This is a genomic window from Corynebacterium sp. (genome assembly GCF_030530965.1).
Classification (GTDB): Bacteria; Actinomycetota; Actinomycetes; order Mycobacteriales; family Mycobacteriaceae; genus Corynebacterium.
The window spans coordinates 15,479-29,282 of sequence record NZ_JAUMTY010000025.1 but is presented as its reverse complement, the minus strand read 5'-3'; the positions used below and the strand labels follow the sequence as shown (position 1 = coordinate 29,282).

The 13,804-nt window shown below is 56.7% G+C and carries 12 protein-coding genes; 1 reads left to right on the top strand and 11 read right to left on the bottom strand.

Annotated elements, in window-relative coordinates; genetic code table 11:
* From Q3981_RS06245 to Q3981_RS06200, 10 genes are all read right to left on the bottom strand, one after another.
* On the bottom strand, positions 1-2,377 hold a 2,377-nt coding region (locus tag Q3981_RS06245; protein ID WP_303124535.1), incomplete at its 3' end, for a glycosyltransferase family 39 protein.
* A 214-nt stretch (positions 2,378-2,591) separates the two neighbouring features.
* The gene (locus Q3981_RS06240) at positions 2,592-2,936 is read right to left on the bottom strand and encodes a hypothetical protein (RefSeq protein ID WP_303124534.1); all 345 of its coding nucleotides are present in this window, start codon (positions 2,934-2,936) and stop codon (positions 2,592-2,594) included.
* 17 nt (positions 2,937-2,953) lie between these two features.
* Positions 2,954-4,105 carry a glycosyltransferase gene (locus Q3981_RS06235; protein ID WP_303124533.1) on the bottom strand — a complete coding sequence of 384 codons (1,152 nt, stop codon included), beginning with the start codon at positions 4,103-4,105 and terminating at the stop codon, positions 2,954-2,956.
* A 102-nt stretch (positions 4,106-4,207) separates the two neighbouring features.
* Positions 4,208-6,796: a phosphoribosylformylglycinamidine synthase subunit PurL gene (gene purL / locus Q3981_RS06230; protein ID WP_303124537.1), complete on the bottom strand. Its 2,589-nt coding sequence runs from the start codon at positions 6,794-6,796 to the stop codon at positions 4,208-4,210.
* Between the two features lie 3 nt (positions 6,797-6,799).
* Positions 6,800-7,468 (bottom strand): phosphoribosylformylglycinamidine synthase subunit PurQ, encoded by a 669-nt coding sequence (gene purQ / locus Q3981_RS06225; RefSeq protein ID WP_303124532.1) that lies wholly within the window; start codon positions 7,466-7,468, stop codon positions 6,800-6,802.
* Entirely contained in the window at positions 7,468-7,761 is a 294-nt protein-coding gene (gene purS, locus Q3981_RS06220) for a phosphoribosylformylglycinamidine synthase subunit PurS (protein WP_012731043.1), read from the bottom strand. The genes purQ and purS overlap by 1 nt, the downstream gene beginning before the upstream one ends.
* An 84-nt stretch (positions 7,762-7,845) precedes the next feature.
* Positions 7,846-8,334 carry a glutathione peroxidase gene (locus tag Q3981_RS06215; RefSeq protein WP_303124531.1) on the bottom strand — a complete coding sequence of 163 codons (489 nt, stop codon included), beginning with the start codon at positions 8,332-8,334 and terminating at the stop codon, positions 7,846-7,848.
* Positions 8,335-8,398: 64 nt separating this feature from the next.
* Positions 8,399-9,814, bottom strand: coding sequence for a cation:dicarboxylase symporter family transporter (locus tag Q3981_RS06210; protein ID WP_303124530.1), 1,416 nt, complete (start codon positions 9,812-9,814; stop codon positions 8,399-8,401).
* A gap of 81 nt (positions 9,815-9,895) precedes the next feature.
* A complete protein-coding gene (locus Q3981_RS06205) occupies positions 9,896-10,336 on the bottom strand; it encodes a cupin domain-containing protein (protein ID WP_303124529.1) in 441 nt (146 codons plus the stop codon).
* A 2-nt stretch (positions 10,337-10,338) separates the two neighbouring features.
* Positions 10,339-11,169: a carboxymuconolactone decarboxylase family protein gene (locus tag Q3981_RS06200; RefSeq protein ID WP_303124528.1), complete on the bottom strand. Its 831-nt coding sequence runs from the start codon at positions 11,167-11,169 to the stop codon at positions 10,339-10,341.
* A 139-nt stretch (positions 11,170-11,308) separates the two neighbouring features.
* On the opposite strand from Q3981_RS06200, the gene Q3981_RS06195 reads away from it, so the two are divergent.
* Entirely contained in the window at positions 11,309-11,929 is a 621-nt protein-coding gene (locus Q3981_RS06195; protein WP_303124527.1) for a TetR/AcrR family transcriptional regulator, read from the top strand.
* Between the two features lie 6 nt (positions 11,930-11,935).
* Here Q3981_RS06195 and Q3981_RS06190 read toward each other — a convergent pair.
* Positions 11,936-13,804 (bottom strand): S9 family peptidase (locus Q3981_RS06190; protein ID WP_303124526.1); only part of this gene is annotated, 1,869 nt, incomplete at its 5' end.

The window sequence follows — 13,804 nt, the reverse complement described above, 5'->3', positions numbered from 1 at the left end:
TCGGCATAACATCCGTGTCCGTCGCCAACTGGTAGCTGGCCGCACCTTGCGAACCAATCGTCGCCGCGGACCACTTGTACTTGTCCGAATCTTCCTTCAGCTTGTTCTTCAAAGTCTCGCTGACGCTCATCTGACCCGGACCACCCGGCGACGACGCTCCACCCTGCTTACCAGCTGAAGCCGACGATCCACCTTTTCCATCCGATTTTCCATCCGATGAGCCGCCCGGCATACCGTTACTCGAGTTATCCGACGTCGAGCCACTGCCATCGGTGCTGTTAGCGCCGTTGGGTCCGCCGGGCATACCTTGACCATTGCCACCGTTCGGTGGGGCGGCGTCGCCATTCGGAGCGGTGCCGCCAGGTCCGCCGTTCTGACCATTACCCGGCATCTGGCCTGGCGAGGATGCGCCATCTTGGCCGTTGGCACCTTGTCCGTCCGCGCCGGATTGACCATCAGCAGCGCCTTGACCGTCGGCACTGTTTTGGCCATCAGTACCGGATTGTCCATCAGCACCAGGCTGGCCGTCGCCAGTATTTTGACCGTCGGCACCACCTTGTCCATCGGCGCCACCTTGGCCACCGGGACCGCCGCCACCAGGGCCTCCCATGCCGGAATCGGATTTCGGCCCAGCTGCGACGACCGAACCGGTATTTGCGTGGGCGATGGTGTACGCACTGTACGCACTCGGTCCCGCAAGCATCGCGGCTGCGACAACACCGACGACGCCCACCCGGAGCGACAGGACACGTCCGGACAGCTTCGACGACGCAGATCCATCAGCGTGCCGACGAGCCCCCGCCGCGGACAGCCACGGCAAAGCGAACCATCCCGCTGCACCGACGACGGTGGCGACGAGAATGACCCACGGTAACCACGTCGGGAATGAATCGGACGCACGACGAAGGACGCCGAATCCCGTCACACCGGACGCGAGGATAGCGACGGCGCTGACGGCACGAACCCAGAGGCGGTCGCGGTGCTGCCATGCATCGGCCGCGCCCATGCCGACCAGTCCAGCCATCGGAGGAACCATGGCCACGGTGTAGTACTGGTGCATCGTGCCCTCCATGAAGCTGAAGGTCCCGGCGCACATGAGCAGCCAAACGCCAAGGCCGATGTACAGGCCGCGTTTCGTGTTTTTCAGAGGTGCTCGGCCGCACAGCACAATCCCCATCACGAGGGCGATGAGCGCTGCAATGAATAGCCACGTAGCTTGGCCGCCTAACTGCTGATTGAACAGTCGGAGGATGCTCGGTTCACCGGAGAACGTCGGGCCACCATGACCGCCGCCACCTGGGGATCCGCCTTGGGGCATGTTACCCATCTGCCCAGAGCTTCCAGCCTGACCCATGCCGTTACCGGCAGCAGAGGCTGCGCCTTGAGCAGCGTCGGAAGCCGAACTTCCCCCTTGGCCGGCACCACCGGGACCGCCACCTGCGCCACCGCCGGGAGCGCTACCGTTACCGCTGAGCCGGCTGAATCCGTTATAACCGAGGGTCAATTCCCAAATCGAGTTATTGGTCGAGCCACCGATATAGGGCCGTGACGACGATGGCCACAACGCGACGGCCACGATGTACCAACCAGCGGAAACGACCATGGCAGCTACAGTGGCGAGGCTTTGCCCCAGCTTAACCTTCCACGAACGCGGGGAAACCACCGCTAAGAGGACGACGAGCGCGGGGATGATCAGCAAAACTTCGCCCTGCTTAGCCAAGAAACCAAGGCCAACGAAGACGCCGGTTAACACGGCCCAGCGCCATTTACCGGTTTCCACGCAACGCATGGCCGCCCAGACCGAGCACGTCATGAGGAGGACGAGCATCGCATCGGGGTTATTGAAGCGGAACATCAGCACCGCGACTGGAGTAAGGGCCAGCACAATTCCCGACACAAAAGCCGCCGTCGACCCGGCATAGCGCCGGACCGTAGCCCACAGGACGGCGACGGAAGCCACGCCAAGAAGAGCGTATGGCAACAAGACGGACCATGAATTTAAGCCAAAAATCTTGATGGCTAAGGCTGAAGGCCACAGCGATAGTGGAGTTTTATCCACGGTAATGGTGTTGCCCCAGTCCGACGAGCCGAAAAGAAATGCGGTCCAATTTTTCGATCCGGCTTGGCTAGCAGCAGCATAAAAGTCATTGCCATAGTTGTTGTTATCCAATTCCCACATGAAAAGGAATGCCGAGCCTAGTAATAAGGCTATGAATCCAGCTAATTCTTTTCCACGCGGGAAACCCTGAACCTGGGCACGAATCCCAGACTTTGTGGTGTTTTCCCGGGCGTTCGGCCCCTGCGGGACGCTGGTATGATGCTGTCTGTGATGTTTGGTCTCACTATGACTGCCACCAGCTCCTTTCACCATGCTCATCGTCATTTCTCTCTCCTCATTCTCGCCACATCATTTCCACACAATCCGCGAACTTCATCGGTTGTCATGTGATCCTCCTTATTCTTTAATCTGGCCGGTCATGGCACGGCCTTGCCGTGAATTCAAAGGCTTCCTAGCAATCCGATTGAACACACTGTGCAATGAATATTTGCCCGTCATATATCTCTGTCATTTCCCTTGCTCAGCACGTGGTTTACTGCCTGCTACCCGTGCGACGCCGACGTCGGAACGAATAGAAGTACGCACGTAAAGCAACAAAACGGATGATCGTGGCGACGACATTGGCTACTGTCAACACGATCAACTCTGTCGTTGCCGAAGCGTGAGGATTCACCCACGACAACCCCACGAGGGATAACGAGGTGACCAACCAGCACACAAGAAAAATAAACAAACCGCTTAGCTGATCTTTGGCCGCATTTTTACGACCGGATATGCCAAAGGTAAATGCCCTATTGGCAGCAGTATTTAAAACTGCCGTGATCAGAAGGCAAAGAAAATTGTTAACTTGTGCCGGCAAAAACGCCGAGAAAGCCAAATAGAGGACGGCATACGCTACCGTCGAGGCGATTCCGACAATGCCGAATCGCCAGACATGCCTAAAAAACTCTGCTGGGGCTCCGGCCTGCCCCTCACCCCCTCTAACACCGGGGGTTCAGATGTCCTCGACGATCGGCGGAACGAATCGAGATTAATCCGATGAGACGCAATGTTTCGTCTCACTCTCCACATTCCACGTAAGTCCTGCAAAGCAGTTTCGACGACATTAACGCGCGAATCAGGATCGTCGGTCCAATCGACGGGGACCTCATGAATCCGGTACCCCGCTTTTTCCGCGAGGAGCAATACCTCTGTATCAAAGAACCAATTGGGGTCTTCAACATGAGGCAAAATCGCGCGAGCAACGTCAGTACGCATTGCTTTAAAGCCACATTGAGCATCGGAGAAATGTGCTGACATCATCAGGCGAAGCATGTGGTTGTATGTCCGCGAAATGAATTCACGCTTTGAACCGCGAACTACATTGGCTGAGCGAGCTAACCGTGAACCAATAGCGATATCGGAATGGTCAGAAACCAAAGGTGCTAATAACGGAAGCAAAGCATGCAGATCGGTCGAGAGATCTACATCCATATACGCCACAACATCGCATTCCGACTCCAACCACACTTTCTTCAGCATCCGCCCGCGGCCCTTTTGGTCCAGGTGAACGCGGCGAACCGAGGGCAGCTGGCGCTCCAACTCACCGGCGACGATCCATGTGTTATCGATCGACGCATTATCAGCAATCGTGACCATCGTCGTGAATGGCACCAGGCTCGACAGACTCTCCACCAAGTGAGGGATAGAGGTGGGCAAGGAGGTCGCCTCGTTATACACGGGAATGACGATTTCCACGGTGGCCTGGCGTGGATCTGTTGGGTGATAGGACTCAGCGTTCCCCTGAACTGAGTCACCCGGCGCGACGTGTGGGTTCTCCCCCGTGGCAGATGAGCTCTCCTGCGTGGCGGTGGACACTCGAGAAGCAACAGCTGAGTTTTCCGAGTCGGCACGCGAGTTCAGCGTGGATACAGCGGAGCGGGTGTCACCAGAGGAGGCTCCCCCAGCGACGGCACTGAGATCAGATGGCTGTGCCGTCGGTGCGAAGGAGCCGGTCTCGATGGTCGGATTCTTGGACTTACTGGTATACAGCGCATGAAATGTCATGGCCTATACTCAAGTATTCTCCGCTGGCAGGTTTGGAAAAATAACCTTTAGAAAATCTGTCACGGAAAACTTAGATATTCTTCCCAGAAAAAATTGAATATCTTATTCCACTACAGAGTTCGCACCCGCTGCGTGAGCAAAGAGCTTAGGCAACGTGCTTGTCCAGGCCTCTCTCAATTCTGCGACAGGGACCGTGATCTCATCTGCTTCACCAGTGCTAACCCTGACTCGTACCTGAGCGGACGTTTCCTGTGAAGACCCACATGCGCGTGAGGTCACAGAACCCAACCGCAGCACAGGGATACCACAGCGTTTTGCAAGAGAAACTAGCTTATCGCCGTCTCCGTGAGCACAGGCGACCACGACTCGGTTAGCTGATTCCGAAAACAGTGCAACGCAGGGATCCTCGTGGACGCGGGATACATCCACGTCCATGCCGACGCCAGAGATCATCGCCATTTCGGCCAGGGCCTGCGCAAGTCCTCCTTCGGACAGGTCGTGCGCGGCAGTGACAACCCGTGGGGTGCCGGGATCCGCCTGATCGCAGAAGAAATCAGCCAGGGCCGACGTCGCTGCCAAATCGACCTGAGGGGGAAGTCCCGAAAGCGCGTTGTGCTCCACCTGCTGCCAGATGGAACCACCCAGCTCATCGTGGGTTTCACCCAAGAGATATAGCTCTTCGAACTCATCATTGGCCGACGTCGACTCCGACGTCCACGCATCATTACCGTCATCCGATTCGCTCTCGGGGAAGGCCGAGCGTTCCGTCGTCAAGCCTCCAAGGAGGTGGTTGATGTGGTGATCCACCGAGGTCACGACGCCTGCAACACCAACGAGCGGCGTCGGCAAGATCGCTTCCGACCCCGTCTGGTTATAAAACGACACATTGCCGCCCGACACGGGAATGCCCAGTTCACGGGCACCATCGGCGAGGCCATGCACGGCCTCACGGAACTGCCACATGACGGCGGGGTCCTCCGGGGAACCGAAGTTGAGGCAGTTGGTCACCGCCACCGGACGGGCGCCCGTCACGACGACGTTGCGGTAGGCCTCCGCCAAGGCCAGGCGGGCACCCATGTTCGGATCGAGCTTCGTGTACCGCCCCGACGCGTCCGCCGACACGGCAACACCACGGCCAGTGGTTTCGTCGATACGCAATACACCGGCGTCGGCGTTCTGCGCCTCCACCGTGTTCCCCATGACGTAGCGGTCGTACTGCTCGGTGATGAAGGCACGCGAACACAACGCGGGAGAAGCGACCATGCGAAGCCACGTTTCGCGTAGCTCGTCGGCACCCTGCGGGCGGGCGAAACCCTTGGCCTCGACGCCCGATTCTTGCAGGTCATCCTGCCAATCCGGGCGCTCATAAGGGCGGTCATAGACGGGCCCCTGATGCGCAATCGTGTGTGCCGGCGCATCCACCACAACTTCGCCGTGGTGGCGAATGACCAAATGGTCTCCACCCGTGACCTCACCGATCTCCGCGCAGGTCACATCCCAATGGGCGCAGATCTCCCGGAAACGATCAACGTTCTCCGGGGTGACGACGGCACACATGCGTTCCTGGGACTCCGACGAGAGGATCTCGGCGGCGGTCATGTTCTCCGCGCGCAGCGGTACCGCGTCGAGGTTGACCTCCATGCCGCCGTCCCCGGCCGCAGCCAGCTCGGATGTGGCGCAAGACAATCCCGCACCACCCAAGTCCTGAATCCCCACGACAATTCCGGCGTGATACAAATCCAAGCAACATTCGATGAGGACCTTTTCGGCAAAGGGGTCGCCCACCTGAACGGACGGAAGTTTCCGCTCGGCACCATCTTCGAAAGTGTCTGACGCTAATACGGAGACTCCCCCAATGCCATCCAGTCCCGTTCGGGAACCAAAGAGCATCACTTTGTTCCCCTTACCAGAGGCGAAGGCCAGTTTGAGATCGTCGACTTTCAACGTCCCAATACACAGGGCATTCACCAAAGGATTCCCGGCATAAGATTCGTCGAAGACGGTTTCACCACCAATATTCGGCAAGCCCAGGCAGTTGCCGTAACCGCCCACGCCATCAATCACACCGGGGAGAACGCGCTGGGTATCCGCGGCATCGGCGGGACCGAAACGCAGCTGGTCCATGACGGCAATGGGGCGAGCACCCATGGCCATGATGTCACGAACAATTCCGCCGACACCCGTCGCCGCGCCTTGATGCGGCTCGACATAGGAGGGGTGATTGTGGGACTCCACGCGGAAGGTCACCGCGTTGCCGTCGCCAATGTCAATCACACCGGCGTTTTCGCCAATACCGGCCAGAATTTTCGACGACATTTCTTTTGTCATCGTTTCGCCGAAGTAACGAAGATGCACTTTGGAGGACTTATAGGAACAGTGCTCCGACCACATGACGGAATACATTGCCAATTCCGCATCGGTGGGACGTCGGCCCAAAATATCTTTAATTCGGGCGTATTCGTCGTCCTTCAAACCTAATGACGCATAGGGTTGCGACGCATCCGGGTCCGACTGAGCGGCAGCCACCGTGTCATTCACCTGAGCAGCCGTAAAACTTTCGACCGCGTTATCAGCGGCCGCATTATCAGCGCCCGCGTCGGTGTGCGCAGTCTCTGTGGACTTGGGCATCTGATCATCCTCGGTATTCATGTCAGTCTTATTCGTTTGATTCTTATTCGCTTGGTTGATCATCACTTACACTCCCACCGAATCAAGAACCGAATGAATCAAACCCAACCCATCCGTTGACGGCCCCGTCAGCAATTCCACCGCGTGCTCCGGGTGCGGCATGAGCCCGACGACACGACCGTCGGCACTGGACACCCCGGCAATCGCATTCACTGAGCCATTGAAATTATCGGTATATCGAAAGACGACGCGACCTTCGTCTTCCAACTGAGAAATCGTCTCCGCGGGCGCTTGGAAACGGCCCTCACCGTGCTTAGCCGGCACCAGAATTTTCTGGCCTTGCGTGAAACCGGCAGTCCACGGGGTAGACGTGCGCTCCACCTGCAAGTATGTGTCAACACAATGAAAATGCAGGCCCTTATTCCTGGTTAACGCTCCTGGAAGAAGGCCTGCCTCTTGCAAAATCTGGAACCCGTTGCAAATACCTAGCACGGGAAGTCCCTGGTGAGCTCGTCGCACGACCTCACCCATCACCGGCGCCAAGCTTGCCAAAGCGCCCGCTCGGAGATAATCACCGTACGAAAAACCGCCCGGCACGATCACAGCATCGACGCCTTTCAGGTCGGCGTCGGCGTGCCATAAATGCACTACCTCGGCGCCACCCAGCCGGGCAGCGCGGGCAGCGTCGCCGTCATCGAGGGTGCCGGGGAATGTCACCACACCAATACGTGGCATTAGTTAGCCCCCTCGTTCGCGCTGGTCGAGGTCACGGGGGTGGCGTCGGAATCGTCGGCACGCTCGGCAACGACGTCATAATCCTCGATGACGGTATTGGCCAAAAGCGTCGATGCCAACCGGTCCAGCTCCTCGTCGGATACTGAACCGTCGACATCCAGCTCAAACCGCTTGCCTTGGCGGACGTCGCGAACCCCATTCACCCCGATTCGCCCCAACGCACGCAGAACCGCTTGCCCCTGCGGATCCAAAATCTCGGTCTTCGGCATGACATTGACAACAACTCGAGCCACAGTGGCGCTCCCTATCAGGTCAGTTGACTACACCACCGACAACATTACCGAATAGTTGGGGAACTCAACCAATTGAAAAGCCAGCTAGAGAGGGAGGTTGTCCTCAATTAGATCCAGAAGGGCATCGTCTTCGGGGTCGACGTCGCTGCGGAACCGGCCCAGAACCTCCCCCGAATCCGACAGAACAAATTTCTCAAAGTTCCACTTCACGTCGCCCGCTTCGCCATTGTTATCAGCGGTTTTCTTCAACTCGGTGTAGAGCGGGTGCTCGTTGTCACCATTGACATCCGTCTTGCTGAGAAGCGGGAATGTCACACCAAATTTCGACGACGCGAACTCCTTGATCTCCTCATTCGAGCCGGGCTCTTGCTCACCGAACTGGTTGCAGGGAACGCCGATGACGAAGAAGCCCCGCGCCGCGTATTCCTCGAAAATGTGCTCGAGAGCTTCATATTGCGGTGTAAAACCGCATTCGCTAGCGACGTTCACAATTAAAAGAACGTGGCCTTCCCACGAGCGCAACGTTGTTTCTTTACCGTCGATCGTCGTTACTGGGGTGTCATAAATACTCATACCCCCAGAGTACGCGTGTCTGGGGGCAGAATATCTAGAAATATTTGGGCGTATTTAGGTGTATTTAGGTGCGCTGATACTCGTCGACATCCACCCGAGGCGTGGGCTGAAGTTTGTCGGCGGGGTTCTTCACGGAAGGATTACGCAGGTTCACGTCCGACTCCATATCTTCCGGAGTCTCCACGTACGGAATCTCACCGGACAACACGGCATTAACACGATTTCTATCGACCGTGTGGGTCCAGACGCCCACAACCAGCGTCGCCACGGAGTTACCGGCGAAGTTCGTCAAAGCCCTTGCTTCAGACATGAAGCGATCGATACCAGCGATGATTCCGACGCCATCCAACAGCTCAGCCCGGTGAGCCTGGAGTCCACCAGCCAGGGTTGCTAGTCCGGCACCGGAAACACCAGCGGCCCCCTTGGACGCAATCATCATGAACACCAAGAGCCCAATTTGCTCACCCAAGTTAAGGGGTTTGTGCATAGCGTCGGAAATAAAAATCGACGCCATCGTGAGATAAATTGCGGTGCCATCCAAATTGAACGAATAACCGGTTGGAACGACGATACCCACGGTTGATTTATCAACACCCACGTGCTCCATTTTGCGAATCAACGTGGGCAGCGCGGACTCTGACGACGACGTCGCGAAAATGAGGAGATACTCGCGGGCTAAATACTTCACCAACTTGAAGATATTGAAACGAGTAAAGGCATAGAGAACCAGACCTAATACGCCGAAAATGAAAATCACGCAGGTGACATAGAAGCAGAGCATCAACAAAACGAGCTGCTTGACCGCGTCGAAGCCGGTGGACCCCACAACCCAGGAAATGGCGCCGAAAGCACCGATAGGGGCTGTCCACAGAACCATCATCAGAACTTTAAAAACAAGCTTTTGAACCTGAGCAATGGCGGATAATAAAGGCTCCCCCGCTTTGCCCATCGACTGAATAGCAAAGCCACACAGGAGAGCAATAAACAAGGCCTGAAGAACAGAACCGCTGGTCAGCGAGGAGAATAACGTATCCGGGATAACGGACATAACGAACCCGCTCAGCCCATGAGCGGCTTCTTTATTGTTATCGACAAACGACATTCCCGACCCAGCCTCTGGCATAGCCAGGCTAGACCCGGGTTTAACGATATTGCCGACGACGAGGCCGATGGCCAGGGCGAACGTCGACATGACGATGAAATACACGAGCGAAATTGCGCCGGCCCGACCGACCGATGCTGCTGCTCGAACGGAGCCGATCCCCAGCACGATCGTGCAGAAAATAACGGGCGCGATCATCATTTTGATCAACGCGACAAAGAGTTTTCCTAATAACTCGAATTTGACCGCCACGTCTGGAGCAACCAGCCCCAGAACGACGCCCGCGAGAACGGCAACAATGACAGAGATATAAAGCCAGTGGGACTTATCTTTTTTCTCTTTTTTGGGTTCGACGATCCGAACTGGAGAGGAGCTCATGAGCTGAGATGCTACAGCCGGGCTCCCCTGTGTGGGTAATCATTATCGAAAAGATTACCCCCGAACCAGAACACCCGGCCGCTACGACGTGAGGGATTGATAGTCCTCGTCCGAGACGGGCTCCAGCCACTCGTTGCTGGTCTCTTCCCCAGGCACCGAGATAGCGATATGGGAAAACCAGCTATCCGCCTTAGCGCCGTGCCAATGCTTCACATTCGGCGGAATGACCACTGTGGAACCTTCCGTCATGCTGACGGGGGCCTTGCCCTCTTCCTGGTACCAGCCTTCTCCCGCGGTGCACATCAAGATCTGGCCACCGCCGCGACGGGCGTGGTGGATATGCCAGTTATTCCTGCATCCGGGTTCAAAGGTCACATTGGCGATCCCCAAGCCCGCCTCATCAAGCTGGGCGATGGGTTGTAAAAATGACTTCCCGACGAAGTATTCGGCAAATGCATCGTTGGATTCGCCTGTGCCAAACTTATTGACTTTATCGAATTCATCTTTACTCGTGATTTTCATGTTTACGACTCCTTATCGTCTTTTTCTGCAGTTTTGTCTTCTGCAACGTCACTTTTCGTCTGGCTATTAATCGCAGCCAAGGCATTAAGGCTCCGCGGGAAACCAACCCAGGGCACGCAAACCGCCAGAGCACCCAAGAGAATTGCGCGATCATTCCCCACTGCGAGGTTCCCCGAAACATGGGCCCGAGCTTGCGGATCACAGCCGCCCAAGGAAATGATGGCCACCCACGTCAACAATTCCCGGTCAGCAAGACTTAGCGCTTTCCGAGTGTACGTATCACCGAAACAATAGGCTGACAAAGCATCTTGGATGAAACCTTCATCCTCGGGTGCATTCTCACGCATTGCGTCGATTCCGTCGCCAAACATTGCTTTCTGCGCGGCAATTCCCTTGGCCAGGCGGTCGTCCTCGGTCACTGTCGATTGGATGTCGACGGGAGCGTCGACGAGTTTGTCTAGTTCCTGTAGTCCGTGGCGGGCGCGGCTGATTCCAACGTAGGGCGCTATTTGGTGGAAAACTTCCTGTAGCCCTTCCGCTGCAACACCTAGATGAAGGCCTGCCTGCAATAATGCGGATAGTTCACCGCCACCACTCGCCGCCACGCACGTCACACTGACCAAGATCTTGCGTCGGTCATCGAGTCCACTGACAGGCCACATCTCACCAAAGGCAAACCGGTCGGTGATCTGGTTAAACTCGTCGCCCACCCGTGCTGAGGAACCCAGTGGCGAATAGTCGTGGTCGAAGACTTCACGAAAGACGTCCGGTATGGATCGATCGGTATGACGTGGATCTGGCTGTTCGTCTGCATCTGGTTGTGAAGCTGACATGGTGACCTCCTATCACGTGGTGCCAGTCATATTTACACGAAGACCCCTCATGCACAATGAACAGAAAGGGTGTAATTGTCGAATAATCAACACTCTATGCCGAAGTGGTGATTATCCACCTGGCGATGATGGAGGCACGATGACCAACACTGCCGAACGCGACGATTCGCTTGACAGCTCTACAGAGCAGGGCCGTCCCCAGGGCCGTGTCGATCGTCGTGTTGCCAAAACTCAAGCGGCTATCCATCGCGCTTTAGAAGAGCTCGTCTGCGAAAAACCTCCGCATCGAATTACTGTTGCGGAAATTACCCGGCGCGCAAATATTCACCGGAAAACCTTTTACTTGCATTACAACTCGGTGGAGGAACTCTTCCGCGAGGAATTGGAATCAATGAAGCAAGACTATGCAGATACTATTGATTCAATTCCTCCAACAATGACTATCGCCGACATCAACCGCGTATTTTTCGACTTCGCCACGCGGCAAGGGCCTTTATTCGAACAGCTCGTGGTGTCCCCCGAATATCGGCACTATGCCGAGCGTTTCTTCCATATGAATCTTGTTCACAACCGGGCACGGCATAATCCGTATGCGCATCTGTCCCGTGAAGAGCAAAACACCATCAATACTTTTCTCGTAGCCGGCACATTGGACATGTACCGCCAGTGGATTGCCGATGGTAAAACGATGCCCCTCGATGAGCTGGTCACGCTCAGCACACAGTTGCTCAGCCATGGCGCAGCTCAATTTCGAGAGTGACAGGGTTTACACGGCTGCATCCTCGGCGACGCCGGCGCGGCGAATCATCCAGGCATACTCAAATGCGGTCTGTTTCCACTGCTCATAGCGGCCGGACACACCTCCGTGGCCCGCGATCATCTCGGTTTTCAGACAGACGTCGGCCCCTGGAATGGTCGCGCGAATCTTCGCAACCCACTTGGCGGGTTCCACGTACAGCACTCGCGTATCGTTCAGGCTGGTCAACGCGAGAATCGGCGGATACGTGTTGTCGGCCGACACGTTGTCATACGGAGCATATGACGCCATGTAGTCGTACACCTCGGGATCGTGGAGGGGGTCACCCCACTCATCCCATTCGATCACGGTCAACGGAAGCTCCGGCATCAGGATCGACGTCAAGGGATCCACGAACGGGACGACGGCTTCGATCCCAGAGAACCGGTCCCCCGCCATATTGGCGACGGCCCCCATCAACAGTCCGCCGGCCGATCCCCCGAGCGCAACCATGTGTTTGTTGTCGGTCACATTCCGGCTGATCAAGTCATCAGCAACGTCAATGAAGTCGTAGAACGTGTTCTTCTTGGCCAGCGTTTTGCCGTTGTCGTACCAGGATCGGCCCATCTCTCCGCCACCTCGGACATGCGCGATGGCGAACACGATGCCCCTATCGAGTAACGACAGTCGCGCGATCGAAAATGCGGGGTCCATCGACGCTTCATATGATCCGTAGCCATAGAGAATCGTCGGATGAGGGCCGTCGGTGGGGAGACCGTCGGAATCTGTCTTCGCTTCAAGATCTGCTCGATAAATCAAGGAGACGGGAACTCTCGCACCGTCCCGGGCTGTCGTCCACATCCGGCGTGCGACGTAGTCAGACGGGTCATATCCGCCCTTCACGATCCGCTGCTTGCGCACCAACCGTTCACCCGTCGCCAGGTCGTAGTCAAAAACCAGGCCGGGCGTCACAAAGGACTCATAGGCCATGCGGATATACGGGGACTCCCACTCCGCATTTCCCCCGGTACCGGCGCTGTAGAGTTCCTCATCAAAATTGATAGGTTCAAGATTCCCGACGGTGCCGTAGGCAAACGAGAAAAGCCCCAACTTGTTAATGCCGTTCTCGCGGTAGCCCACGACCATGTGCTGCGCGAACACATCCATCCCCTCGATGCGACGGCCTTGCTTGTGAGGGATCACGACGTCCAGGTCGTCCAGGCTGGTCAGCGGCGCGGCACTGGCCATGCCGAGCTCAAAGTCCACGCCATGCGCGTTATGCAGCACGATCCAGCGGTCGTCCCCACCGATAACGGCATGATCAACGTCATATTGCACGCCCGTATGCCGTGGCAGGATGCACTGCAATTCGCCCGTCACACGCTCGGGGTCAACCGTCTTCGACTCTCCGTCACCAGTGACCCCCAGGTCCAGGAACCAGACTTCGGAGGTGACTTTGGATCCGACTTCGACAAAAAGGTACTTCTCTGAGCGGGTTGTTCCGCACCCGACCCAGAAGCGCTCGTCGTCCTCACGGAAAATGCATACGTCCTGGTCCGTTGGGGTGCCGATACGGTGGCGCCAGACCTCGTTCGGGCGCCAGGAATCGTCAACACGCTCATAAAATAACCACTCCGAACCGACCCAGGTGGCTCCATACCCGATGCCGTCGATGGCATCGTCGAGAAGCTCACCTGTCCGGAGATCCTTAATGCGCAGGTCAAACCGCTCATCACCCGTCGTATCTGTGGAATACGCCAAGTAATTTCCGTCCACCGAAACACTCGACGCACCGAGCGAAAAGAACTCCGCCCCCTCGGCCAGGACATTGGAATCGAGAATGATCTGTTCATTCTCGGGCGCGGACTCGGCATCAATCGCCGGCGGAGTCCAATCCTT